This window comes from Jingyaoa shaoxingensis (assembly GCF_014385005.1).
Lineage (GTDB): Bacteria > Bacillota > Clostridia > Lachnospirales > Lachnospiraceae > Marvinbryantia > Marvinbryantia shaoxingensis.
In genome coordinates, this window is sequence record NZ_JACRSZ010000001.1 from 190,119 (window position 1) to 216,568 (window position 26,450).

Consider the following 26,450-nt stretch of genomic DNA (forward strand, 5'->3'; position numbering starts at 1 on the left):
TTTCAAACTATTCTGGTGTTGATTATAGTGGGTTTCCTGAAAAATATCAAGTATACATCTACGCTATCCAGATAATTCCCATATAAAGTTCTCTGCTCCTTTCCGTCGAATGGTAATCCTGTTACTCATCAAACTCGCTTACACTTCTATATCCAGTTCCACCGGGCAGTGATCAGATCCGAATACCTCGGTATGGATGGACGCCCCTTTCAGTCTGTCTTTCAGGCTTTCGGAAACACAGAAATAGTCAATACGCCATCCGGCATTTTTCTCTCTGGCTTTGAACCGATAGGACCACCAGGAATAGATACCTTCCTGATCCGGGTAAAAATAACGATAAGTATCAATAAATCCAGCGTTGACTACATTCGTGAACTTTTCCCGCTCTTCATCGGTAAATCCTGCATTCTTCCGGTTAGTCTTCGGATTCTTCAGGTCGATTTCTTTGTGGGCCACATTCAGATCTCCGCAAAAAATCACCGGTTTTGTCTTCTCCAGATTCTTCAGATATGCCAGAAAATCATCTTCCCATTTCATACGATATGGCAGTCTGACCAGCTCATTCTGGGAATTCGGTGTATAGACCGTCACCATATAAAAAGGATCAAACTCCAGTGTGATGACTCTGCCTTCATGATCGTGCTCTTCGATTCCGATTCCATAAGCTACCGACAACGGCTCCTCTTTGGTAAAAATTGCAGTTCCGGAGTAGCCTTTCTTCTCTGCATAATTCCAGTATGCATGGTATCCTTCCGGTGCAAAATCAATCTGCCCTTCCTGCAGCTTGCTCTCCTGAATACAGAAAATATCTGCATCCACTTCTTTAAAATATTCGGTAAATCCCTTCTGCACACAGGCACGAAGCCCATTCACATTCCATGATATTAATTTTTTCATGCGTATTCTCCAATCCGTTATCATCTGCAAATTCCCGCATTTGCCAGACATTCTGTATCTATTATATCATAAATTGCAGTCCAGTAAACAGCAGAAAAGCAACCAGACTATAACAGACTGACCGCTTTTCCTGTAGTTATCTTCTTTTATTTTTATGCTGTTGCATTTGCTGCGTATTCTTCCAGACCCTGCTGAAGCGCTGCTGAACTGCTGCTGTGAATGTGGAGAATCGGGATCTCCATTCTCTTTGCTTCCTGCGTGGCGCTGTTGACCATCTTATGAGATACCGTATTGGTGAACAGCACCATCAGATCCGGACATCCCAGTTTCTTGCGGATTGCTCCCTTTTCCTTAGTAAATACCTTTGCCTTATATCCGTTTTTCTTACAGATCTCACGATAACGACATTCCATACATTCATTTCCACCAATAATTACGATACTCATATTCGCACTCCTTTTAGTTAGTTTTTGCTAACCATATGTTTTTAGAAAACCTTCCCGCCATAGCGTCCTGATGGGAAGGTTTACGATTTCATTAGTCGATTCTAACTTGAATTAGTGTAATTCTATCTTATAAAAACATATTTGTCAAGTAGGCTGTTCCTTATTTTGAAAAATATTTTTCTTTTACAATTTCTACCGGCATATCCTGTCCTGTCCACAGTTTGAAGGAAGCTGCTCCCTGGTATAACAGCATGTACATACCATTGGCTGTCTTGCATCCTGCTTCTCTTGCTTCGCGAAGGAAACGGGTCTCCTGTGGATTGTAGATGACATCGAATACGAAAAGATCCTTGTGGAACATGCTGGTATCTGTGATGATGGTGCGGTCTGTGTTCGGTGCCATGCCTACAGATGTTCCGTTTACCAGAATCGCACTGTCTTTGATGGATGCACGCAGTACTTCCGGATCTTCATAGTCATGAAGAGTTACTTTACATTCAGTACGTTCGTTTAACTTTGCTACAATCTCTTCTGCTCTTCCCCAGAAGGCGTCTCTGACATTGAAGACATTGATCTCTGCCACACCGTCCAGTGCTGCCTGTACCAGAATGGCTGTGGCTGCTCCACCGGCACCGAGAAGTGTCATCTTCTTACCGATAATATCTACATCATTTTCAGCTACTGCTCTCATGAATCCCACACCGTCTGTAGTGTAAGCAGTCAATACCCCGTTGTCATTTACGATCGTATTACATGCTCCAGAAATTTCGGATGCAGGAGATACCTTATCTGCCAGCCTGCACATGATATTCTTTCCCGGCATGGTAATGTTCCATCCTCTTGCTCCCATGGTGCGGAGTCCTTCTACTGCTTTTGGCATCTGATCTTCCGGCACGTCAAAAGCCAGATATGTATAATCTAGTCCTAACTGGTTGCATGCTTCGTTGTGCATCTCCGGAGATACGCTGTGTGCAACCGGACTTCCAAGTAAACATAATAATCCGGTGTGTCCTGTGATATGGTTTGACATAATTTCAATTCCTTTCTGTTCAAAATTCGTCCTGTTGAATTGAACTACGTCAAGTATACACGATTTAGCACTGTAAAGCAAGAAAAACTAAATCTGATTTTTTCTTAACGATGAAATGCGTAGCATTTTGGAGATTGGCTCTGAACAGTTACTTAACATGCAGAAACACCTGCCGATTGATTCAGAATCGACAGGTGTCTCCTTTGTTACAATTTACCTAATTGTGAGTCTGTGAGGTGTGAAGCCCTACATGACTCTGGCGCTTGTTATCTATTTGGAGGTATTGTTAGATACCAAGTTTCTCTTTCATATAATCTACCGGTGTAGATTTGCCTGTATATAACTCAATGGCAATCAGTGCCTGGAACAGCATCATGCTCATTCCGTTGTATACTCTGGTGCATCCTGCTTCTTTTGCCTGTTTCATCATAACCGTTTCACGCGGTGCATATACGGTATCTGTTACAATCAGGTCTTTCTTGAAGTAAGAAGGATCCGGAATATTGGATAAGTCTTCCAGTGGATGCATGCCAACTCCTGTTGCATCACAGAAGATGTCAGCTTCCTGCATCAGTTTCTTCAGGAGATCTTTGTCTGCCAGATCATGCATAGATGCCTTGCAGTTCGTATTCTTGTTGATGGTCTCTACGATCTCTTCTCCACGTGCATAGAATTTATCTTTGATATTGAAGATTGCCAGTTCTCCCAGACCATCCAGGGCACCACGTACTGCGATTGCAGTAGCAGCTCCGCCGGTTCCGATCAGAACCATCTTCATTCCCTTGAAGTCAATGCCTTCTTCTTTAATTCCCTGCCAGTATCCCATACCGTCTGTATTGTAACCTTTCAGTTTGCCGGTTACATTACCGTTCTCATCACGGGTATTAACAACAGTATTGATTGCTCCGCACAGTCTTGCTGCTTCGTCTACCTCATCCAGATACTGATGTACAACTGTCTTGTTTGGCATGGAGATGTTGGATCCCAGCATCTTCAGTGCGCGGATCGCCTGTACGGCATCTTTTAAGGAATCATTATCTACTTCAAAAGCAAGCTGGATGACATCATCGCCGTTTTTGTCGTATGCAAGGTTGTGTGTGGATGGTGACTGGCTGTGGCGGATTGGATAAGCCATCAGTCCTACTAATTCTGTATGTCCTGTAATATTTGGCATAATACTTTCCTCTTTTCTTTCTATTTATCTTACTCCAGCGGATCCAGTGCAATGAATCCCTGTGATTCCAGTACATTTAAGATGGCACGTCCGTCCATGGTTCCTTCCATGATACGGCGGGCACGTACTGAATCACCGATCACATATACGTAAGTATCTGTATCTTCAAATGCTTCCTGCAGCTTCGGGAGAAGCGGATTATTGGATCTCATACCCAGACAGTTGAATCCAAGATCGAATTCCAGATCCTTCACTTCACCATCCGGAAGTTTCACAGTAAATGCATTTTCTTTTACTTCCTGAAGAGCAGTATTCACATACTCTTTTACATGGTATTTGTCATGTGTTTCACGCATGGAGCATTTGGTGATCGGATCTGCCAGCATACCAATCTGTGGCAGCATATCTACGATAGAGCACTCCGCGCCACGTGGAGCAAAATATTCGATCACGTCCAGACCTACGGAACCACCGCCGACCACAACGACTTTCTTACCTTTGCAGAAATCATCCGGATATTTTCCGGCATTCAGGTTGTTGATCATATCAAAAATCGTTGCTACATTACCTGCTTCAATATTTTCTACCAGTCCCTTGATTGGAGGTACCAGTGGCACAGAACCGGTGGCATTTACTACAATGTCAGGCTTGAACTGCTTGATCATATCTACGGTTGCTTCTGTATTCAGGAAAACATAAAGGTTCTTCAGTCTTGCTGCACGGGCTTCCAGATATTTCGGGAAGTCTTTCATACGTGTTTTGCTTGGAAGGTCTGAAATAAAGGTAGACAGACCGCCCAAGTGATCCTTTTTCTCCAGAAGGAAAACATTACATCCTACTTCTGCCGCTGTACAGGCTGCTTCCAGACCTGCAGTTCCGCCACCGACTACAACGACATTACAGTTCTTATTGATTTTCAGCTTCTTGTAAATATCGCCTTCCGGTACAGCCGGATTGACCGTACAACGGATCGGACGGTTTACACCTATACGGTTTCCTGCACATCCAACGTTACAGGAGATACATTTACGAATTACATCCACATCGCCGTTCTGCACTTTCTTTACCCAGTCCGGATCTGCAATCAGTCCACGTCCCATTCCGACGATATCCACATCTCCGCTTTCCAGAATCTTTTCTACTATTTCCGGATCTCTGTAGTTACCTGCATTGATAACCGGCTTTTTGAATTTGTCTTTTACGGCTCTTGCCATGTATGAACGCCATCCATCCGGCAGATAGTTGGAATCGATCTGATACTGAAGGGATGGATTCAGGCCGCAGGATACATCATACATATCCACGAATTCATCCAGGTATTCCAGATATTCCAGTGTATCTTCCAGTGTATTTCCACCCGGCACACGTTCCTCGGCAGAGATACGTACGATAATCGGAAACCATGGTCCCACATTTTTTCTGACTTCTTCCAGTACCATACGTGGAAAACGAAGACGGTTCTCTACAGATCCTCCGAATTCGTCTGTTCTCTTGTTATAATATGGAGAAATGAACTGACTCATCAGATAGGAATGTCCACAGTGAATCTCCACTGCATCAAATCCGATTGCCTGTACACGCTTTGCTGCTTCTCCGTATTTCTTTACGGTAGTCAGGATTTCTTCCTTTGTCATTGGACGTGGCATCTCACCACCGACCTTCGTTGGAATATTGGAAGAAGACACAGTCTCCATTCCGGTTCTTGCTGAAGATGCCGATGCACCTGCATGGTTGATCTGAATGGCTACTGTCGCACCATTTTTGTGAAGATTCTCAACCAGCTGATAATAACGCGGCATAAAGCTGTCATGATCAATACGGATCTGGCTGGTTCCGTTAGAACCTACCGGATATTCCACATTGGCATTCTCCAGAATAATCAGACCAACACCGCCTTTGGCACGCAGTGAATAATAATTCATATGACGGTTACTCATCTCACCGCTTGTTTCACCATAGTTGGTTCCCATTGGTGTCATGGCAATACGGTTCTTAATGGTAGTACGTTTTACCGTAATTGGTTCAAATATTTTCTTATACTTGGTTTGCATGATATACCCCTCACACTTCTTCGATAGTTTGCCTTCTGAAAAATCATTTGTTCATTTCTTATTCTTTGTTTGTGACAGATTTATCATACACCGTATTTTTACTAATTAAAAATATCTTTCAGGTAAATTTTCAATGCATTCTTGCTATCATTTTCTTCCTGCGCCTGCTGCTTCATATATTGTATAAAACGCTCTACTGCAGGCAGATGGTAACGATTCTTCATCCAGAACATAAAGATCTGATGCACAATCTCTACATCTTCAATAGAATGAATGATGATTCCCTCATCATCCAGAATGTCTGTCTTCGGAAGAAACGCAATACCAAAATTTTCTTTTACCAACGCAACTATGTTGTATTCATCCGGACATTCCACAATGATATCCGGCTCTATATTATACTTCTTATAGAAGAACTGAGAGTGTGTCCCCATCCAGGAATCCCGGTCGTATCCAATAATCGGATAATTTCCCAGTTCTGTAACCGGGATACTTTTTCTTTCACTTAATGGATGTTCTTTCGGAGTAATAATCACCATCTCCTGGTCCACCACCGGGAAAGTTTCAAATTCATCCCCCTCCATACAGCCGCCGAATCCCACATCCAGTTCACCCATTTTTACTTTTTTGGAAATTGCCGATGTATGATTCTGGAAAAAATTAAATACTACTTTTTTATTTTCCGGAAGTTCCAGAAATTTCTTTACTTTATGAGGAATATAATGCCCTGCCAGTGGAAAAACATAGCCAATATCAATCTTTCCGCTTCCTGTTGCCAGCTCCTGCATTTTTGCAGTTGCTGCATCGCACTCTGCCAGAATACGTTCTGCATATTCCAGGAAAAGACGTCCGGCTTTGGTCAACACCACTCCCCGGCCCTTTTTTTCAAACAGAAAAACACCCAGTTCCGTTTCAAGGGATGCTATCGCACGGCTCAAAGACGGCTGTGAAATATACAACTCTTCTGCCGCCTGATGGTAATTCTCCAGACGGGCTACTTTTTGAAAATACTGAATCTGATTGAATGTCATATTTACTCTCCTTGGCTTTTTTCGCCTGTAAATTGTCTCACCGCCACGAGGTCTCCGCAATTTCCGCGAGCAGGAATAGTTTTTCATATTTTCAAGAATGCCTCGGCATTCTTGCTGCGAGATGCGCGTCATGCAAAGCATGACATATTTCTTTTGCGCATCTCTGCAATCCTGCTGGAGGCTATATCAGATGGGGGATTGACTCCCACCACTGATACTAATTTGCTCCTCGCCACCTAAAGGACGCCACTGAAAAACTGTTTTTACATACAATATATAGTAGCGCAAAACATATAAATATACTTTATCTTGTGCTACTTTGCGCAAAATAAGGACTTTTTCAGTGGCGTCCCTAAAGAGGTGGGAGTCATCTCACATCTAATATAGTATCATATCAATACACTGGGTGCATTAATTTTTTGCTTTATAGGTATTAGACCAATCCCTGTTTTATCTGTTATTATAATACAGAACGTTATTTTTTTAACGCTTTCTGAATTTGATTTCCATTGTTTGTGACGGAACAAAAGTAAATCAATTGCAAAAAGAATTTTTCAAAGGAGACAAAACACCATGAACAAAAAGTATTTACCAAGTGCGCTGATCCTGTACTTAAATTATTTCATTCACGGTATCGGCTGCTCTATTCTTGGACAGGCTGTCATTAAAGATGCCCTGGCAGCATCCTGGGGTGTGGAAGCCATGGCGATCACTGCGATTTCCGCAGCACTGGGGCTGGGACGTCTGATTGCCCTTCCATTTGCAGGGCCTCTGTCCGACAAACTGGGGCGCCGTATTTCCACTGCAATCGGAAGTGCTTCTTATGCCGTATATCTGATCGGCCTTGCACTTGCATTTAACGCCGGAACCAACGGTGGTTATACGATTGCTTACGTGTGCGCAATCATCGGCGGTATTGCCAACTCTTTCCTGGATACCGGTATTTACCCGGCAGTAGGCGAAATTATTTACAAAACACCTGGCGTTGCTACCATGGGTATTAAATTCTTTATCGCAATCGCACAGATGCTTCTGCCGTTTGCACTTGGCATGGCTGTTACCACAACTGCTGCAGGACTGACATCTTACAACCCATTATTCTTCGCCTGTGGTATCTGCTATATTGTTCTTCTGATTCTGGTATTTTTATTCCCGCTTCCTGATGCAGATCAGAAAGCAGCAGGTAAAAAAGAAGGTCTGATTGCCAGCCTGAAACATACTCATTTTTCACTGGAATCTATCGCTATGATCCTGATCGGATTCACCTGTACCGGTACCTTCCAGCTCTGGCTGAACTGTGCACAGAACTTTGCAAAAGAAAATGCAGGATGGGCAAATCCATCCATTATGCAGACTTACTATTCTGCCGGAACTATGCTGGCTCTGATCGTAACTGCATTCCTTACCAGAAAAATCAAAGATGTACGTTTTATCGTTGCATATCCGGTAATCTGCCTGGTAACTATGATCGTTGTACTGGTAAGCCCAAGCCAGGCTACCATGACCGCAGGTGCATTCCTGATCGGATGGGCCGGTGCAGGCGGACTTCTGCAGATCGCAACTTCCGTATGCAACATGCTGTTTCCTAAAATCAAAGGTACCGTTACTGCTCTCGTTATGATTGCTTCCTCTCTGTGTAACTACACTATCCTGACTGCGGCATCCAAAATGCAGCCATCACAGGTTATGCTGATGAACATCATTCTGACAGGTGTCGGTGTTGTCCTTGGTCTTTACGTAAATTTACGTTATACTAAAATGGTAGAATACGCAAACGAAGAAAACTAATTTCAGGAGGTATATATCATGAATACTGTAAAAGTAAGAGATATTGAAATCGGTGCAGGCGCACCAAAAATTATTGTACCAATTGTTGGCAAAACCAAAGACGAAATCATTACAGAAGCAAAAACTTTTGATTCTATACCTGTAGATGTTGTAGAATGGCGTGCAGACTGGTTTGAAGGTGTTTTTGATTTTGCACAGGTAAAGGATGTTCTCACTGATCTTCGTGAAGTTCTGGGCAACACTCCGATTCTGATGACTTTCCGCACTTCCAAAGAAGGCGGAGAAAAAGCCATTGATGACAAGGCTTACGCTGAACTGAACCTGAACGCTGCAAAGAGCGGTCTGGTAGATCTGATTGACGTAGAGATCTTTACAGGCGATGCTGTTGTAAGAGAAATCATCGACGGTGCTCATGCTGCCGGCGTAAAAGTGGTTGCTTCCAATCATGACTTCCACAAGACTCCTGCCAAATCCGATATTATCTACCGTCTACGCAAAATGCAGGATATGGGAGCAGATATTCCGAAGATTGCCGTTATGCCACAGAACAAACGTGACGTACTGACTCTTCTGGCTGCTACAGAAGAGATGGTGACAGATTATGCAGACAGACCAGTTATCACTATGTCCATGGCCGGAACCGGCGTGATCAGCCGTCTCTGCGGTGAAGTATTTGGTTCTTCCATGACATTCGGCGCCGCAGGCAAGGCTTCTGCACCTGGACAGATGGGTGTTAATGACCTGAATACTGTACTTGGTCTTCTTCATAATGCCCTGTAGGATAACCTGATCTTTATATTCCAGTTGAAAACATCGGCATTTTTCTTTAAAATTAAAAATGTCGGTGTTTTTGTTATTTCACCGGAAATTTTGTCTGTGAAATGATAAAGCAAAATTTTACTTGAGGAGGTTGTTTATGAAAAAAATACTCCACTGGCTGGACGAGAATCTGGAAGAATTTCTGCTTGTCCTGTTTCTGATTCTGATGACCCTGATTATGGGCGTACAGGTTCTATCCCGTTATATTCTGGGCGCATCCCTGTCCTGGTCTGAGGAACTGACCCGTTATCTGTTTGTCTGGAGTGGCTTTTTAAGTGTCAGCTACTGCTCTAAAAAGTGTCTTTCCATTAAGATCGAACAGTTCGTTGCTGTCTTCCCAAGGCGCGGAAGAGCCATCTTCAAGGTTGTAAACCATACCTTTGAGCTGATCTTTTTTATTTACATGATTCCTTTTGCATGGTCTTATATGATGTCTGCCGTACACAGCGGCCAGCTCTCACCGGCCTGCCGGATTCCGATGTACTATGTACAGGCCGCCCCACTGTTTTCTTTTATTTTGGTGGCATTTCGTGTCCTGCAGCGCTGGATCATTGAATTTCGGATTGCAAGAGGAGAACAGGTCTACGACCCTGCCCATCCGGAACGTAACACTCCGGATTCCTTTATTGAAGCAAACACGGATTCCGCTGAAGATTCTGCTTTAAGCAGCGGCGTAGATAACCGTGTACAGACTATTACGAATGCAAATGAGGAGGAAAAATAATGCCGGTTGTGCTTTTATTTATTATTTTTGTTGTTCTGCTGATGATTGCCATTCCGGTATCCATTACCCTTGGTATTACCGCAGTACTTCCTTCCATCTTTGATCCTTCGTTTACCGTAGGTGCCAAATACCTGATCCGTGCCATGTTCGGCGGACTGGATTCTTTCCCGCTGCTGGCCGTTCCGATGTTTGTCCTCTCCGGTATTATTATGGCAAAGGGAGGTATCTCCAGAAAATTATTTGATGTATTCGCCTATTTCCTCGGTAATTTTACAGCCGGTATGCCATGTGCTGTGGTGGTAACCTGTCTTTTCTACGGTGCGATCTCAGGATCGGCTCCTGCTACGGTTGCTGCTGTGGGAAGCATGACTATCCCGGTGCTGACATCTCTGGGATATGACCTTACCTTTTCCACTGCCATCGTAACCGTTGCCGGTGGCCTGGGTGTTATCATCCCGCCAAGTATTCCGTTTATTATGTATGGTATGGCTTCCGGTGCATCAGTCAGTGATCTGTTCCTTGCAGGTGTCATTCCGGGACTGATGATCGGGCTTCTTCTGATGCTCTATGCCATTTACCACTGCAAACGCTATGGAGAAGATAAGGAAAAGATTCATGCTGAAGTAAAGAAACTTCACGACAAAGGTCTTCTGAAAGTCCTGAAGGAAAGTTTCTGGGCGATCTTAAGCCCTGTTATTATTCTCGGCTGTATCTACATGGGTATTGCATCTCCGACAGAAGCCGCTGTTATCTCTGTATTTTACGCATTGATTATCAGTCTGTTCGTATACAAAAGCATCCGTATCGGACAGCTCTGGAATATTCTTGTGGAAGCCATTAAGACTTTTTCTCCGATCCTGTTTATTCTGGCTGCTTCCACTGCCTTTTCCAGAGTTCTGACCCTGATGCAGGTTCCACAGGCAGTCAGCACCTTTATTCTGGAAAACTTCCACAGTCAGGTGGCAATCCTTCTGGTCATCAACCTGTTCCTGCTGATCGTGGGAATGGTCATGGATACCACACCTGCAATCCTGATTCTCACACCGATCCTGCTTCCGATTATCGAAGCCATCGGCATGAATCCGGTTCAGTTCGGTGTCATCATGGTCGTAAACCTGGCCATTGGCTTTGTCACACCGCCAATCGGTGTAAACCTGTTTGTTGCCAGCTCCCTGACCGGAGTTTCGGTTATGGACATTGCAAAAAAATCCATGGCAATGATTGGACTGTTCCTGATTGCTCTGTTACTGATAACTTTTATTCCGGCTCTGTCTCTGGGATTATTATAAGGAGGAGCGAATCATAATGAATACACGTTTTTTGAAAAAAAGTCTTCCTTTGTTTGCATCTGTCTGCACGCTTAGCCTGGTTTTGACCGGCTGCGGTTCCAAAGGCAGTGATGTGCAGCGTTATTCCTGGCCACTCGCAACGGCCAGCCCGGAAGACACTGTTACACAGATCTTTGCAGAAAAATTTGCAGAAGAAGTAGCTGCACTCAGTGATGGCAAGATGAAAATTCAGGTCTATGCCAACTCTACTCTGGGCGGTGACCGTGACCTGCTGGAGACCTGCGCTGACGGCGATATTCCTTTTGTCGTGCAGAACACTGCACCGCAGGTTACCTTTATGAATGATCTGGCTGTCTTCGACCTGCCATGTGTATTTGATACACTGGATCAATGCCGTGCCAAGATCGACGATCCGGAATTCATGAATCTGATCAGTGATGTCTATACAGAAGGCGGCTATCATCTCCTCGGTATGGCTGACCAGGGATTCCGTGTGATGAGTACGAATAAGCCTGTACAGTCCCTGGCTGATTTTAAGGGTCAGAAGATCCGTACTATGGAGAATCCTTACCATATGGCCTTCTGGAAGGCTCTGGGGGCCAATCCTACCCCTATGAGCTTCAGTGAGGTATATATCGGTCTGCAGCAACATACCATCGATGCACAGGAAAATCCATATGAAGTCATTGTCTCCAACAACCTGTTTGAACAGCAGGATTATGTGGTGGAGACCAACCATCTTCCTCACCTGATTTCTCTGATTGTCAATGATGACTTCTTCCGGGATCTGCCGGAAGAAGAACAGGCAATTATGGCAGAAGCGGCCCAGAAAGCTACGGAATATGCCCGTGATCAGTCCGATGCACGTATTGCAGACCGTATTGCTACCATCGAGGATAGCGGTACCCAGGTGGTTACACTGTCTGAAGAACTCCACGATCAGATTCGTGACATATCCCAGCCAGTATATGAAACCATCCGGTCCAGTATTGCTGAATCCATCTACGATGCTTATCTGAATTAACCAGGCAGTATGATGTACTAATCAAAAGGGCAGTGATTTCATGATCACACGAAATCACTGCCCCTTTATTTTTGTTTTCTTTTTTCCTAATTCTCAGAGTCCAGTGCCCGAAGCTTCTTCACCAGTTCTTCGCAGATTTCCAGTTCGCTCTTGTCGTCTGTCTCAATGACGATATCCGCAGCTGCCTGATACTTCTCGCGACGTTTTTCCATCAGATCTGCAATAAAAGGAACTGTCTTGTTTCCTTCCAAAAGAGGTCTGTCGTGATTGTCCTTTACACGATTCAGAATCGTCTCTGGTTTTGCGGTCAGAAGCACAACACGTCCATTCTTCTTCATCTCAACCACATTACGTTCACGCATTGGTACACCACCGCCGCAGGAGATTACCATGTTTTTCTTAGACTGCATCTCAATCAGAAGATTGGTCTCCAGATCACGGAAATATTCTTCTCCATAGGTTTCAAAAATGTCAGAAATAGACATGCTCTGACGTTCTGCAATGATCTGATCCATCTCAATGACTTCCATAGCGAATACGGTCTTCAGAAACTCTGAAATGGTGGACTTGCCTGCTCCCATAAATCCGATCAGTACAATATTGTAGTCAAACAGCTTACGTGCCTGAATACGCTTACTGTTTCTGGTAATCTCTTCAAATACCGCTGCCACTTCATTCTTGTGACGGCGTCCTTCCATTCTGCCTTCCAGCCACTTCTTCTGCTTTGCTTCCTGCTCCGGCTGAAGGATCGGAAGATCATGTTCCTCTTTATATGCCATGATATCTTCCACAATACGGTTTCTCATAAGCAGTGCATCGAGAAGAATCTCATCACACTGACCAAGGCTTTCTCTGAATACTTCCAACTGGTTCATAATACAATCTCTCCTGCTCTTTGTTTAAAATCGCTGCTGTTCACTTCGTGTCCGGCAACGTAAAATCTTCGTATAGTATAACAGACTTCCGTCACTTTAGCAATATGAAGTGCTAAAATATCAAAAAACCGCCAGTACAATATGTACCGGCGGTGGATCTGCCACTCTTTATTTTTTCTTCAGGCATACATTGGAAACATATCCTTTGTAAGTTCTGCCATTGGATGCCTTATAAGAACAATAATACCATTTTCCATTGGATAGATTGGTTACGTTTACTGTCTTTCCCTTTGGTACAACAATCACAGAAGAGGAAGACATGCTTGGACTGCGATGCATATATACGGAATCCGTTGTCTTATAAGCGCCTTTCTTAGCGCCTTCTCTTCTCAGATAACTCTGATGTGTGTATCCACGGTAAACTTTGCCGTTCGGTGCAAAGTATACAGTCTTATACCATGCCCCTGTATAAGTATTCACAATAATTGCTTTTCCACCCTTCGGAATTGTCTTCACAACTGGTGTATTTGTACTGGTTCCTCTGCGGATATTCAGACTCGCAGATGTGATATAAGTTTTAGCATACTGCAGATATTTCTTGTAAATATAGCCTCTGAACTTCTGCTGGTTGTTATTCTGATATTCTACCTTATACCAGTTTTTTCCAGACTTGCCGAGGTACTTTACAACTGCTTCCTTCGGAAGCTCTAAGACTCTTGCAGTATTGGTACTGGCACCTCTTCTTAAATTCACTGTTGTTGTTGTCACATAAATTCTGGCTGCAGAACTGGTAACCGGAACTGCCAGTGCGAAGACAAACATTAACAGCATGGTAATTACAAGACTTCTTGCTTTTTTCATGAATGTATCCTCCCGTCATTCTTTCCTTTTTGCTAAAAGTTACCTTAATTATATGATACCAGCCTTCAAAGGTCAATATGCAGTTTATGCTTGCATGATACTGTATTTGATCTTGGAAGGTGCCAGACAGCCTTCAAAGGTCAACTGGCGGATTCTATTAATTTTTTCGTATATTCATTCTGCGGATGAAGGATCACTTTATCTGTTGTTCCTTCTTCCACATTTTTCCCATCATATAATACCAGTACTCTATCACAGAATTCCTGTACCAGTGCCAGATTATGACAGATAAAGATGAACGACAATCCCCGTTTCTCTTTTAATTCCTGCAGCAATTCCATTATTTGTTTCTGAATCGTCACATCCAGTGCACTTGTTGCTTCATCGCAGATCAGTATCTTGGGTTCTACAATTAATGCTCTGGCTATGGCAGCTCTCTGGCACTGTCCGCCACTGACTTCATGGGGATACCTGTCAGCAAATTCACTGCTCAGTCCACATTGCTCCAGTGTCTGCTTCACTCTTTCATCCACTTCCGTTTTCTTCATTCCACGATTGCGCAGACTTTCACAAATGCCATACCCAAGTGTTTTCCGAGGATCAAATGAACTCATCGGGTCCTGAAACACCATCTGTATTGTTCCATATATTTCTCTCAGTTCTCTTCTCTTTAACGATGTAATGTCTTTTTCTTCCACTCTCAATGTACCGGAAGAAATATCTGTCAGTCTGGTCAGCATTTTTGCCAGCGTACTTTTCCCGGAACCTGATTCTCCTACAATACCAAGAGTCTCCCCTGATTCCAATTGAAAACTGACATCATCCACGGCTTTCAGCGGCTCACTTCCCCTTCTGGTAAATATTTTCGTCAAGTGTTCTGCTTCTAAAATGATACTCATAAATGATCTGACCTCCGTAATACCGGAACTGCTGACAACAGCCTCTGTGTATAAGCATCCTGTGGATGATTTAACACATCTTCTGCCCTGCCGTATTCCACTTTTCTCCCATCTTTTAACACCAGCACCTTATCTGCCATTGCTCTTACCACTCCGATATCATGGGTAACGATCATGATCGCTGTTCCGAATAATTCTCTTAAATGCTTCATCTCTGAGAGTACCTGCTTCTGTACAGATACATCCAGTGCACTGGTCGGCTCATCTGCTAATAAAATTGGTGGATTCATAAGCATCGCAATTGCTATTCCTGCCCGCTGATTCATTCCTCCGGACAATTCAAAGGGATAGCTGTCCCATACCCGTTTTCCATCCTTAAAATTCATCTTTTCAAACAAATCCAGTGCATGCTCTTTCGCCTCTGCACGTGTCACTTTTTTATGGGCACGCATACTTTCATAAATCTGTTCACCAATCGTCCGTATCGGACACAGGGAAGCACCTGCGTCCTGGAAAATCATTCCAATCTGTGCTCCCCTGATTTTTCTTTTTTCTTTTTCTGAAATATCCAGTATATTCTGTTCCCTGTAAAAGATATCTCCTCTGGTTACCATTCCGGTTGTTCCTAAAAGCCCCATTGCCGCTTTCATCAGAGTACTTTTTCCACTTCCGGATTCTCCGACCAGTCCCAGTATTTCTCCGTTTTTCAGAGAAAAACTTATGTCTGTCACCACTGGTTTCCCATTGAAAGAAATCTCCACAGAATCATATCTCAGTATTGTTTCCTGCACTTTTGCTAACTCCTTCGCCGGTTTTTTAATTGATATCAAGATCCGCTGTCAGTTCATAATAATCGCAAGGATGTGCAACAAGACCGGTTACATTAGACTGCATGATCATACTCATTTTCAAATGAGAACAGAATACATAGGCATGGTCATCTAATACTGTCTGCTGCATCTGGATACCAAGTTCACTTCTTTTTTCTGTATCAAATTCTTTCTCTATCTGCGCTGCCAGTTCTTCCAGTTTATCACTGTGATAATGACCATTATTGGATACAGAAGAATCCAGTGCACAGGAGGTAAAGAAATACTGCGGATCACCGGTAGGCGCTGTCACCATGGCACTTGCATAGACATCCCATAAAGTCGGATCCTTACGGATCGTATTATTATCAGATGTGCAGTTTACCTGAACATCCATACCAATTTCTTTTAATGTTGCCTGTGCAGATTCTGCTAATAACGGAAGTTCCTGACGGCTTGGATAAGTCAGCCAGCGTATTACCAGATCCTGTCCGTCTTTTTCACGAATTCCATCACCATCTGAATCTACCCAGCCCGCTTCTTCCAACACTTGTTTGGCACCTTCCGGATTATAACTTTCAGTAGTCAGATTCTGTCCACCAAAGCTGAACGTATCCGGAAATGCGCCCTCTGCAGGATAACCATATCCATTTAAAAGTACGGATACAAAACTTTCTTTGTCGATTCCCATTGCAATGGCTTCTCTTACCGCCGGATCAGAAGTTACCGGACTTTCAAAGTTCATCCATGCATAAAATGCACGGCTGGTTGGAGTACTGGTGAATGTAAAATCATCATTTTCAAAAAGAGGATAACTTGCATAAGCCATTCCATAAGCTGCATTCACTTCTCCGGCCTGAAGTGCAAAGGCCAGTGTATCACCATCAGAAATCGTACGCACTGTGATTTCATCAATATTGACATTTCCATTCCAGTAGTTTTCATTTTTTACAAGATCCAGATGATCGTCTGCTACCAGATCTGTTGCCACATATGGTCCGGTTCCGATCACAATGCCATTATCTGTGATTCCTGCTTCTGCATCAATAATACACCCATACGGATCACACAGATAATTTATCAACGCTGGTTTTGGTTCTGTTGTCTTTATTGTAACCGTATTACCATCTGCTTCAATAGAATCAATACATAAATCTCCTGCTGCACGTTCATGATTTGCCACCAGAGATTCCAGACTTTCCTTTACTGCCTCACCATCACATACGCGGCCATTTGAAAATACCACTCCATCATTTAGCGTAATCTTCCAGGTCAGTTCATCTACATTTTCAAATTCTTTCGCAATCCATGGTTCAATTTCCATATCATCAGAATACTTAAACAACGTTTCACCGATTCCATAACGAATACAAGCCCAGCCTGCATAGGTATTCTGCGGGTTCACATCTGCCTCTTCATTTTCTGCATTAAATGTAGTGTCTCCGAATACAAATGTCTTTTTTTCATCTGCTGATGCAGAGATCACTGACAAGCTTACTGTCAGCCCCAGCATCAGGGTCATCGCAATTCCTCTCTTTGTTCTCATGTATTCTCCTCCTCGTATAATAATTTATAGATATCATCTTCTGGCGCTGCGGTTGTTTTTCGGATCCAGATAATCTCTCACCGTATCACCAAGAAGATTAAAAATAACTACCGATATAAAAATAGCAATTCCAGGTGAAAGTACCACCCATGGGTAAGTCTGAAGCATACTCCTTCCGGTACTCATCATGCTTCCCCATTCCGCCATTGGGATTTGTGCTCCAAGTCCAAGAAAAGACAGACCTGCCAGTTCCATCATCATGGTTCCTATATCAAGCATAGCTGTCACCAACACCGGTCCCAGCATATTTGGCAGCACGTGACGCCAGATAATTTGCCCGGATGTATCGCCTGCCAGAATCGCCGCATGGATATATGGTGCATTTTTCAGTGCCAAAGTCTGCCCTCTGGCTATCCGTGAATATTTAGGCCAGCTTATGGCTGCCAGGGCAATAACTGCATTCTGAATACCGCCTCCCAGCACAGCTGCAATTGCCATCGCAAATACCAGTCCTGGAAATGCAAGGCAAATATCCGATACCCTCATCATCAGAGAATCCAAAATTCCACCATAGTAACCGCAAAATACGCCCACTGCTGTACCAAAAACGGAAATGACCGCAACCAGAATAAATGTGGAAAATATACTGGCTCTTGCACCACTGATTACTCTTGAAAGCATATCTCTTCCATAAGTATCCGTTCCACACGGATGCAGTACACTGGGTGCCTGCATGGCGCTGGACAAATCCTGGGCATATGGATCATAGGGACAAAGTTTGTCTGAAAAAACAGCAGCAAATATCAACGCTGCTGCAAGTATCAGGAAAAATATCAGTTTCTGTTTTATGTAATTTTTCTTAATTTTTTGAACACGAACGGTTACTTTATTTTTTTCATTTTCCATTATGCTTCCTCTCTTCCCAATCGAATTCTTGGATCCAGGAAACGATAAGATACATCTGTAATCAGATTTACAACAACATAGATAATGGCCATCCACATCACATATGCCTGAATAATTGGATAATCTCGCATTGAGATTGCATCTACTGCCATCTTTCCTACACCATCCCACATAAATATGGATTCTACAATCGCAGTTCCTCCAAGAAGACTTCCTACAGAGAGCATCAACAGTGTAATAATCGTAACCAATGATGCTTTCATAATACTCTTCCATAAAGTTACTGAAAACTTCACGCCCCTTGCTTTTGCTCCTGCCACGTAATCTTTATTCAGTTCATCCAATACCGTTGCCCTGACCTGGCGGAGGTACTTTGCCGACATAGCAATCGCAAGTGTAATGGCCGGCATTGCCACACTTTGTAAACTGACATCTTTGGCGATGACCGGAAACCATCTCATTTTAATTGCCAGAAAATACATAAGAATCAAAGATACAAAAAAATTTGGAAGGCTGTTTCCAATAAAACTGCAAAATCGTATCAAATAATCGATGATTGTATTTTGCTTTACTGCTGCCAGCACACCAAGTGGAATCGATATTATAAGCGTCAGCACAATCGACACAATTGTCAGCAGTAAGGTTGCCGGAAGCTTCGATATAAATGTGATAAACACCGGCTTCCCGGAAACATAACTGTTTCCCATATCTCCTCTTAGCAGCTTACCAAGCCATACAAAATACTGTGTCAGAAACGGCTTATCAAGCCCCAGCTGCTCTCTTGCAGCATCCATCACATCTTCCGAAACGACTGTCCCTGTATTTTCCATTTTCTGTGTAACTACGTCGCTTCCTGCAATTCGCATCATTCCATACGAAAGAAATGTAATGGCAAATAAAATCGGAATCAACTGTAACATTCTTTTTAAAATATAATGGTTCATCTGGTTTCGCACTTTCTGATTATTTTCTGTTGTAATATTAACAAAATTCACTTTTTTCTCCAACCCACCCAGGGGGATATTGGTGGTATTCCTTTTTTTCATGTTTTATTCCTCATATGGAATATCTAATTCAAATCGAACGTCCGTGAGACTTGGCGCGTGATTCTGGTCAGCGAAGCTGACATATTCCTATCAGAATCACTGCGCATCCTCGCGGAGCGTTTATCTCAGTCGGAGATGGACTCCCACTGAGACAAATTTGCTATTACTCACCGCCTGAAGGACGCCACTGAAAAAGTCCTTATTTTGCGCAAAGTAGCACAAGATAAAGTATATTTATATGTTTTGCGCTACTATATATTGTATGTAAAAACAGTTTTTCAGTGGCGTCCCTGAAGAGGTGGGAGTCTTCTCGACTGAGATAAAAGCTTCATTTCCTCTTGCATAATCTTACGTATTCGATATAGAATAGGAAAATAAAATCAGCTACATAATTTCAGTTTGGAAAGGAGCTTTCTATTGTCTCATTTTTTTAAACAATTTCCACAAATTTTCAAGACTCTGTGGTCTTCCAATCTGTTCAAAGCACTGCTTCTGGTGATTCTGATGCTTTTAACGATCCGTATTATGAACTTTTGCTTTGACTATTTTAAAAAGAAAAATAATCTTCATACCAATTTCCTGAAGGGAGTTCTTCAGGCTCTGATTATTATTTTCTTTCTGATCCAGATCGGAAGTTTATCAGATGCCATGGCAAGTTTTTATAATTCAATCTTGATGTCTTCTTCTCTCCTGGTTGTCGTTCTGGGTTTTGTTTTTCAGGAAGGTCTGTCTAATATCGTTCATGGCTTTATCCTGACTTTTTTTAAGCCCTTTGATATTGGAGATCGGGTGAATGTAACTATTGACGGAGTACAGATCACCGGATATATTCAGTCCATTAATCTGCGCAATACCATCATTCGGAATGTTTATAACAACAGCAGTGTCATTGTTCCAAATGCCAAGATGGATCTTTGTGTGATTGACAACAGTTATTTTGATGAGAATTCTGTAAATTCCAATTTCCTGGATATTGAGATCACTTACGAATCCGATCTGGATCATGCCTGTGAGGTTTTCTCCCAGATTATTGACTCACATCCTCTTGTTCAGGCCGCAAAAAAACCCCAGTCTGAACCGACTAAAGTATTAGTCAGTCAGCTTGGAGCCAGCGGCATCACGCTGCGGGCCAGTGTCATCACTTCCACTATCGAAGAGAACTTCACCGCCTGCAGTGATATCCGCAAAGAATTGATTCATCGTTTTCATGAGGATCCTGCTTTGGATTTTGCTTATCCTCATACAGTCGTCGTTCCTTACGAAACAGAGTCTTAAGTACGGTTATTACAAGTTACTTTCTTTTCGATTTGCCTGCTGTCTGCAGGCATTTCCTATGTTCGTCAGACAAAGTACTGTTACCACCAGGAATACCCCCGGTATCAGTATAATCCACCAGGAGCCTGTCATCAGGGCCTTTTCAGCCAGGGACAGCATACTTCCCCAGGTAATAATCTCCACCGGAAGTCCTATTCCCATAAAGCTTAAGGTTGCTTCTGACATCATGGCTGTTCTCACATTCATGATAACCATGAACATAATCGCAGAGAAAAAGTTTGGCGTCAGATGCTTCCATAATATATGAAAGAAGCTGCCACCCATACATCTGGATGCAATCACAAACTCACTGTTTCGAATCTGACGCACTTCGGTACGTACCACTTTCGCAATACTGGTCCAGCTGGTCACTCCAATTACGAGAGATAAACTAAGCACTGTTGCATTTCCCATAATTGCCTGTAATAAGATAATCAAAAGCAGTGATGGTATACTTAAGAAAATTTCTGTAAAACGCATAATTGCTTCATCTAGCCAGGCTGGTGCCATTCCACTGAACGCTCCGATGATAACTGCCAGCAGTGTGGAAATTACCGTCGCAAGTCCTCCTATCATTAACGAGATTCGTCCTCCGTACCAGATCATGGAGAATATATCTCTCCCCATCGTATCTGTTCCAAATAAAAACTCTCTGTCCGGCGCTTTGTTATAATTCAGCAAATCCATATAGGCAGGATCTTTTGTCATAATGCATTCTGCAAATATGCACCCCAGTATAATAAGAAGCAGTATAGCAATTGAAACAATTGGTTTTCCCTGATGCCATTTTTTCTTTTTCTCCGGAACTGTCACTTCCATTTTCCGGATACCAGCCAGTTCAAACGCTTTCTCTGTCATTGTTCTACCACCTCCGACTGCTCTGTAATCTCTTCCGCTCTCATTCGTGGATCAATCTGTTCATTAATGGTCTGACTGACAATATTACAGAAAATTACCAGAATTCCTGACATCATGCACAGCAGCATCAGTAAATTGTAATCATGATATCTGGCACTTTCATAAGACAGTGCTCCAATTCCCGGATAGGAAAATACACTCTCTACCACATAAGTTCCCCCCAATATATGAGGCACCGCAATCGCCATAATACTGAGATATGCCGGCATTACATTTCGTATACAATGATGAAACATAATTTTTTTCTTATTTAATCCCTTTGCTTTTGCCAGCAGCACATAATCTGCTCTTACCTCTTCCAGAATCTTATTTCGAATCATATATGCGTAATACCATAGATGTTCCAGAATTACGATTGCCAGAGGCATCACCAGGTGGATAACTCTGTCACCGATATCCCCTGCTTTTCCTGTACTGTACGCACCACTGCTCGGCAAAATCCTTAAATTTACAGAAAAGATCAGAATTAATACCAGTGCGATCCAGAATTCCGGAATACAACTGGATATAGTGCCAAGTTTACACAAAATCCGGTCTGTCAGCTTATCTTCCTGCCAGGCACAAAGAATTCCCAACAGTAAGGATCCTCCAAATATGCACAGAAATCCGATTCCTCCAAGAATCAGCGTATTACCGATTCTTCCTCCGATAACTTCTGTCACATCCTGCTTATATTTAAAAGAAATCCCAAAATCTCCATGCAGGGCATTTTTCGCCCATTTTATGTATTGCACAGATATCGGGTCATTTAGTCCCATTTTTTCCATGGCCCATTCCCGTTCTTCCGGACTCATTTTCTCTGATCGTTCTCCATAATAAGAAACCAATGGATCTCCCGGAGCCAGGCGGGCTACGTAAAATACAGTAATCGACAATATCAGTACGGAAAAGATAAAAATCAGTATTTTTTTCCCGTAATATGCCATCTTCTTCTGTTTCATGACTGCACTCCTTTCCCGGACTCGCTATGTGGGAGCAGTACAAAATGTCCAGGAGTGATTTCTGTCCATTCACTGTTTTCCAGTTCTTCTCCATCGTATGTCCGCAAAACTCTTTTTCTTTCCCGGATCGGATCCGGAACAGGTATTGCTGATAATAAAGTCTGCGTATAAGGATGTACCGGATTGGCAAACAATTCTTCTGCATCTGCCATTTCTACCAGTTTACCGTGATACATTACTCCTACCCGATCACACAGGTATTCTACCATTGCAAGATCATGGGCAATAAACAAAAAAGTAAATCCATGTTCCTGCTGCAAATGACGAAACAGATTTACAATCTGTGCCTGTATGGACACATCTAAGGAAGCAATCGGTTCATCTGCCGCCAGAAATTCCGGTTCCATACTTAAAGATCTGGCAATGGCTACGCGCTGGCGCTGCCCTCCCGATAATTCGGAAGGATACCGATCCAGAAAACTTTCATCTAATCCCACATATTCCATCTGAAAAGCAGCTTCTTTTCGAAAACTTCCTCTTTTCGGTGTAACGTGCTGAATTTTCATAGGTTCTGCTATGATATCTGCTACTTTCATCTTCTGATTCAGACTGGAGGCAGAATCCTGAAAAATCATCTGCCGTCTGGTCTGCAGCATCTTTTTATTTTTTCGTGCCTCTTTTTTATCACAGACATTGACATCATGATACCAGATCTCCCCCTTTGTAGGCTGATAAATATTCATAAGACATCTGGCTACCGTAGATTTTCCGGAACCGGATTCTCCCACCAGTCCAAAAATTTCTCCCTTACGAATCTGAAAAGAGACATCATCCACTGCACGGACTTTCATTTTTTTTGTCAGCTGAAATAGATGGGTGAGGTGTTTAACATCTATAAGTACTTCGTTTTTCAATGTTTTCGTCCTCCTATCGGAGATTCTATCTTCGGTGCTCTCGGATCCAACAGCCAGGTAGCTGCATAATGAGTATCTGTGATCTGAAACATCGGAGGCATTTCCTCATAATCAATATTCAAGGCATATTCATTTCTGCAGGCATATGCATCACCTTTTGGTGGATTAATCAGTGTCGGTGGCATTCCTGGTATTGTATATAAGCTTTCTTTTCCCCTTGCGAAGGCCGGAAGCGACTTCATCAACCCCCAGGTATAAGGATGTCTTGGATCATAATAGACTTCTTCCGCTGTACCGATCTCTACGATTTTTCCTGCATACATCACAGCCACCCGATCTGCCACTCTGGCTACTACACCAAGATCATGGGATACCAATATCGTCGCTGTCCCTAGTTTCATTTGTATTTCCCGCAGAAGATCCAGAATCTGAGCCTGAATCGTTACATCCAGGGCTGTGGTCGGCTCATCGGCAAATAAAATATCTGGATCTGCCGCCAGCGCAATGGCCATGACACATCTTTGACGCATTCCACCGGAAAACTGCCACGGATACTGATGATATCTCTCTTTTGGATGAGTGATTCCTACCAGTTCCATCAGTTCCAGAACTTTCTGATATACCTCTTCTTTGGAGCTTTTTTTATTGTGGATGATGACTGCCTCCGCAATCTGCTTTCCGATTTTTATCGTTGGGTTCAACGCCGTCATGGGATCCTGAAAGATCATGGAAAAAGTTTTTCCTCTTAAATTCTGCATTTCTTTTTCCCGATACCCGGTAATATCCTGTCCGCAAACGCTTATGCTTCCGTTTGTAATTCTGGCACTTGGTGGAAGGAGTTTCATTACACTTTTACAAAGCATACTTTTTCCACATCCGGACTCTCCTACGATGGCCAATACTTCTCCTTTTTTCAGAGAAAAAGAAACATCTCGCACTACCTGCACTTCTCCGGCAAGACCGTCAATACTGACGGAAAGATTTTTTACTTCTAATAATTGTTCCATTTTTGTCCTTTTTCTGATCGTGCGAAAAAGGGGCACAAACTGTGCCCCCATCACACTTTCTGACTTTTTATTCTTCTATTGTCCAATCTGCTACATTCCAGAAAATACCAACTCCGTGATGTCCCATAATGGTATCCGGATCAATTCCGTGAATATCGCTGTCTGCCACATAGTTTGCATCAATATAGCAGATAAATGCATACGCCGGATCATTTGCCAGTTCTACCTGGAACTTGTCATAAGCTTCTGCTCTGACTTCCGGATCACTGGACTCTCTGGCCTCTGTCAGATATTCATCTACCTTTTCATTGGAATAGCTGGAGTAGTTTGCTCCCTTATCTGTACCAAATACTTTGTAGGTATGATCATCCGCATCAAATGGACTTCCCCATCCAATCAGGAATGCCATCTGTCCTGCCCAGTCTGTCTGTGCCGGAATCTCAACTGTTACATCCATGCCGATTTCTTTCAGTTCCTGTGCTGCGATCTGTGCCATATCGATACGCACCTGATCTCCTGAACTCACACTGATGACAAAACCGACCTTTTCTCCATCACGGTAATAGAAACCGTCATCTCCCATTTCACATCCGGCAGCTTCCAGTACTTCTTTTGCCTTTTCCGGATTGTAGTCATAATGTTCTACATCTTCATTGTTATAAATATTTCTCTGAAGCGGTCCATATGCTTCCATTCCCTGTCCTAACAGCACTGCATCGATGATAGCCTGACGATCCAGTCCATAACATACTGCCGGGATCAGATCTCTGTTTTTCTGCCAGTATTCATTTCCAAAGTTGAACATGATTCCACGATAATCAGCAGTCTTCATATCATAGCAGGTATATGCATCATCGTCCACAAATGTAGCAGCATCCTTTGGAGTCAGAAGTGCCAGATCCAGTTCCTGGGATTTCAGCTGCAATGCTTTCGCATTATCATCCGGAACTACTTTAAATACAATAGTATCAATGTTTGGTTCGCCCTTGAAGTAATCTTCATTTTTGGTCAGGGTAATTGCCTGTCCTTCTTCCCAGGATTCCAGTTTGTATGGGCCTGTTCCGATTGGATTACGGAAGAAATCAGAAGTCTGCATATCTTCACCTTCCAACAAATGTTTTGGAAGGACTGCCATCGTCATGTAATCCAGGAATGCCACGTTTGGAGCATCCAGCTTAAATGCGATCGTATGATCATCAATTACTGTAATTTCCTGAATATCTTCATAGTTTGGTGCGTTTTCAGAACCGTTTTCCGGATCCATAATTGCTTCGATAGTGAACTTCACGTCTTCCGCTGTCACAGGTTCTCCATCCTGCCACTTTGCATCTTCCACCATATGGAATGTATAAGTATTAGTTTTTTCGTCAAATTCCCAGCTCTCAGCCAGTGCCGGAACTACCTGGTTATCTCCGTCATGTCCTGTCAATCCGTTAAAGATCAGGATGTTGATCTCTCCATGTTCATCCATTGCAGGATTGATTCTGGTATAATCACCACTACCGTAAACCAGTGTTTCTCCTTCCGCAGATACGGTCATTGCAGCCCCTGCACTAACCAATGATAAAGCCATAAATAATCCGGCAATTTTAAGCATTCTTTTTTTCATATCTTGTTCCCCCGCATTTTTGTTTGTTACGCAAGACCTATCATACCAGACAAAGCTGCTTTGTATAAGCCCCTCTGGGGGATATATAGCCATTCCATTTTTGCTTGTGATATTCCATTTTGGAATATCTTTTTTCTTTTCTGGTGCAACAATTTCAACTGGTCACTATTTAGATATTTTTCTAAATACTTGTTGACTTCTCATACACATCCGTATATATTATATTTAGAAATATTTCTAACTAGTTTTTGAAAGGAGGAATGTGATGGCTTTTGCAGATACCTTTAAAGCGCTGTCAGATCCTGTGCGCCGGGAAATCTTGCAGCTTCTGAAATCCGGCAGGCTGTCCGCCGGAGAAATTGGCAGCCATTTTGATATGACTGGTGCTACTGTCTCCTACCACTTGAAAATTCTGAAAAAAGCAGATCTTGTATGGGAGACAAAAGTTAAGAATTATGTTTATTATGAATTAAATACTTCAGTTGTAGAGGAACTTCTTCTGTGGCTGAAAGATCTGAAAGGAGAATGATAT

Annotated in this window: 25 protein-coding genes; 7 read left to right on the forward strand and 18 right to left on the reverse strand. The window is 42.9% G+C overall.

Annotated elements, in window-relative coordinates:
* Nucleotides 1-138: 138 nt before the first annotated feature.
* The 6 genes from H8716_RS00845 to H8716_RS00870 form a co-directional block, all read right to left on the reverse strand.
* Nucleotides 139-897, reverse strand: a complete 759-nt coding sequence (locus H8716_RS00845; protein ID WP_249306581.1) for an exodeoxyribonuclease III — start codon at nt 895-897, stop codon at nt 139-141.
* A gap of 152 nt (nt 898-1,049) precedes the next feature.
* Entirely contained in the window at nt 1,050-1,343 is a 294-nt protein-coding gene (locus tag H8716_RS00850; protein ID WP_249306583.1) for a DUF2325 domain-containing protein, read from the reverse strand.
* 160 nt (nt 1,344-1,503) lie between these two features.
* Nucleotides 1,504-2,373 carry a shikimate dehydrogenase gene (gene aroE, locus H8716_RS00855; protein WP_249306585.1) on the reverse strand — a complete coding sequence of 290 codons (870 nt, stop codon included), beginning with the start codon at nt 2,371-2,373 and terminating at the stop codon, nt 1,504-1,506.
* A gap of 286 nt (nt 2,374-2,659) precedes the next feature.
* Nucleotides 2,660-3,550, reverse strand: a complete 891-nt coding sequence (locus H8716_RS00860; RefSeq protein ID WP_334299699.1) for a quinate/shikimate dehydrogenase — start codon at nt 3,548-3,550, stop codon at nt 2,660-2,662.
* Between the two features lie 26 nt (nt 3,551-3,576).
* Complete coding sequence (locus tag H8716_RS00865) at nt 3,577-5,598, reverse strand: oxidoreductase (protein ID WP_249306592.1); 2,022 nt, start codon at nt 5,596-5,598, stop codon at nt 3,577-3,579.
* A gap of 101 nt (nt 5,599-5,699) precedes the next feature.
* Complete coding sequence (locus H8716_RS00870) at nt 5,700-6,629, reverse strand: LysR family transcriptional regulator (protein WP_249306593.1); 930 nt, start codon at nt 6,627-6,629, stop codon at nt 5,700-5,702.
* 573 nt (nt 6,630-7,202) lie between these two features.
* On the opposite strand from H8716_RS00870, the gene H8716_RS00875 reads away from it, so the two are divergent.
* The 5 genes from H8716_RS00875 to H8716_RS00895 all read left to right on the forward strand — a co-directional run bounded on the left by H8716_RS00875 (nt 7,203) and on the right by H8716_RS00895 (nt 12,273).
* The gene (locus H8716_RS00875; protein WP_249306594.1) at nt 7,203-8,417 is read left to right on the forward strand and encodes an MFS transporter; all 1,215 of its coding nucleotides are present in this window, start codon (nt 7,203-7,205) and stop codon (nt 8,415-8,417) included.
* Nucleotides 8,418-8,435: 18 nt separating this feature from the next.
* On the forward strand, nt 8,436-9,197 hold the full coding sequence (aroD, locus tag H8716_RS00880) for a type I 3-dehydroquinate dehydratase (RefSeq protein WP_249306595.1): 762 nt from the start codon (nt 8,436-8,438) through the stop codon (nt 9,195-9,197).
* Nucleotides 9,198-9,333: 136 nt separating this feature from the next.
* On the forward strand, nt 9,334-9,960 hold the full coding sequence (locus tag H8716_RS00885) for a TRAP transporter small permease (RefSeq protein WP_249306596.1): 627 nt from the start codon (nt 9,334-9,336) through the stop codon (nt 9,958-9,960).
* Complete coding sequence (locus H8716_RS00890; RefSeq protein ID WP_249306597.1) at nt 9,960-11,249, forward strand: TRAP transporter large permease; 1,290 nt, start codon at nt 9,960-9,962, stop codon at nt 11,247-11,249. Before H8716_RS00885 ends, H8716_RS00890 begins: the two co-directional genes overlap by 1 nt.
* Before the next feature lie 16 nt (nt 11,250-11,265).
* Nucleotides 11,266-12,273, forward strand: coding sequence for a TRAP transporter substrate-binding protein (locus H8716_RS00895; protein WP_249306598.1), 1,008 nt, complete (start codon nt 11,266-11,268; stop codon nt 12,271-12,273).
* 86 nt (nt 12,274-12,359) lie between these two features.
* Here H8716_RS00895 and H8716_RS00900 read toward each other — a convergent pair whose 3' ends face one another.
* The 7 genes from H8716_RS00900 to nikB form a co-directional block, all read right to left on the reverse strand.
* Nucleotides 12,360-13,148 (reverse strand): shikimate kinase, encoded by a 789-nt coding sequence (locus tag H8716_RS00900; protein ID WP_249306599.1) that lies wholly within the window; start codon nt 13,146-13,148, stop codon nt 12,360-12,362.
* Between the two features lie 168 nt (nt 13,149-13,316).
* Nucleotides 13,317-14,009, reverse strand: coding sequence for an SH3 domain-containing protein (locus H8716_RS00905; RefSeq protein WP_249306600.1), 693 nt, complete (start codon nt 14,007-14,009; stop codon nt 13,317-13,319).
* A 140-nt stretch (nt 14,010-14,149) separates the two neighbouring features.
* On the reverse strand, nt 14,150-14,908 hold the full coding sequence (locus H8716_RS00910) for an ABC transporter ATP-binding protein (protein ID WP_249306601.1): 759 nt from the start codon (nt 14,906-14,908) through the stop codon (nt 14,150-14,152).
* Nucleotides 14,905-15,699, reverse strand: coding sequence for an ABC transporter ATP-binding protein (locus tag H8716_RS00915; RefSeq protein WP_249306602.1), 795 nt, complete (start codon nt 15,697-15,699; stop codon nt 14,905-14,907). The genes H8716_RS00910 and H8716_RS00915 overlap by 4 nt, the downstream gene beginning before the upstream one ends.
* Before the next feature lie 25 nt (nt 15,700-15,724).
* Entirely contained in the window at nt 15,725-17,263 is a 1,539-nt protein-coding gene (locus H8716_RS00920; protein WP_249306603.1) for an ABC transporter substrate-binding protein, read from the reverse strand.
* 33 nt (nt 17,264-17,296) lie between these two features.
* On the reverse strand, nt 17,297-18,169 hold the full coding sequence (gene nikC, locus H8716_RS00925) for a nickel transporter permease (RefSeq protein WP_249306604.1): 873 nt from the start codon (nt 18,167-18,169) through the stop codon (nt 17,297-17,299).
* Complete coding sequence (nikB, locus tag H8716_RS00930) at nt 18,169-19,113, reverse strand: nickel ABC transporter permease (RefSeq protein ID WP_249307196.1); 945 nt, start codon at nt 19,111-19,113, stop codon at nt 18,169-18,171. Before nikB ends, nikC begins: the two co-directional genes overlap by 1 nt.
* A gap of 519 nt (nt 19,114-19,632) precedes the next feature.
* Here nikB and H8716_RS00935 point away from each other — a divergent pair.
* Nucleotides 19,633-20,490, forward strand: a complete 858-nt coding sequence (locus tag H8716_RS00935) for a mechanosensitive ion channel family protein (protein ID WP_249306605.1) — start codon at nt 19,633-19,635, stop codon at nt 20,488-20,490.
* Between the two features lie 9 nt (nt 20,491-20,499).
* Here H8716_RS00935 and H8716_RS00940 read toward each other — a convergent pair whose 3' ends face one another.
* From H8716_RS00940 to H8716_RS00960, 5 genes are all read right to left on the reverse strand, one after another.
* Nucleotides 20,500-21,387 carry an ABC transporter permease gene (locus H8716_RS00940; RefSeq protein ID WP_249306606.1) on the reverse strand — a complete coding sequence of 296 codons (888 nt, stop codon included), beginning with the start codon at nt 21,385-21,387 and terminating at the stop codon, nt 20,500-20,502.
* Nucleotides 21,384-22,388 (reverse strand): ABC transporter permease, encoded by a 1,005-nt coding sequence (locus tag H8716_RS00945; protein WP_249306607.1) that lies wholly within the window; start codon nt 22,386-22,388, stop codon nt 21,384-21,386. The genes H8716_RS00940 and H8716_RS00945 overlap by 4 nt, the downstream gene beginning before the upstream one ends.
* Complete coding sequence (locus H8716_RS00950; protein WP_283242895.1) at nt 22,385-23,302, reverse strand: ATP-binding cassette domain-containing protein; 918 nt, start codon at nt 23,300-23,302, stop codon at nt 22,385-22,387. Before H8716_RS00950 ends, H8716_RS00945 begins: the two co-directional genes overlap by 4 nt.
* Nucleotides 23,299-24,309, reverse strand: coding sequence for an ABC transporter ATP-binding protein (locus H8716_RS00955; protein ID WP_249306608.1), 1,011 nt, complete (start codon nt 24,307-24,309; stop codon nt 23,299-23,301). The genes H8716_RS00950 and H8716_RS00955 overlap by 4 nt, the downstream gene beginning before the upstream one ends.
* A 67-nt stretch (nt 24,310-24,376) precedes the next feature.
* Nucleotides 24,377-25,918, reverse strand: coding sequence for an ABC transporter substrate-binding protein (locus H8716_RS00960; RefSeq protein WP_249306609.1), 1,542 nt, complete (start codon nt 25,916-25,918; stop codon nt 24,377-24,379).
* Between the two features lie 265 nt (nt 25,919-26,183).
* Here H8716_RS00960 and H8716_RS00965 point away from each other — a divergent pair, with 265 nt between their 5' ends.
* The gene (locus H8716_RS00965; RefSeq protein ID WP_249306610.1) at nt 26,184-26,447 is read left to right on the forward strand and encodes an autorepressor SdpR family transcription factor; all 264 of its coding nucleotides are present in this window, start codon (nt 26,184-26,186) and stop codon (nt 26,445-26,447) included.
* Nucleotides 26,448-26,450 lie beyond the last annotated feature (3 nt).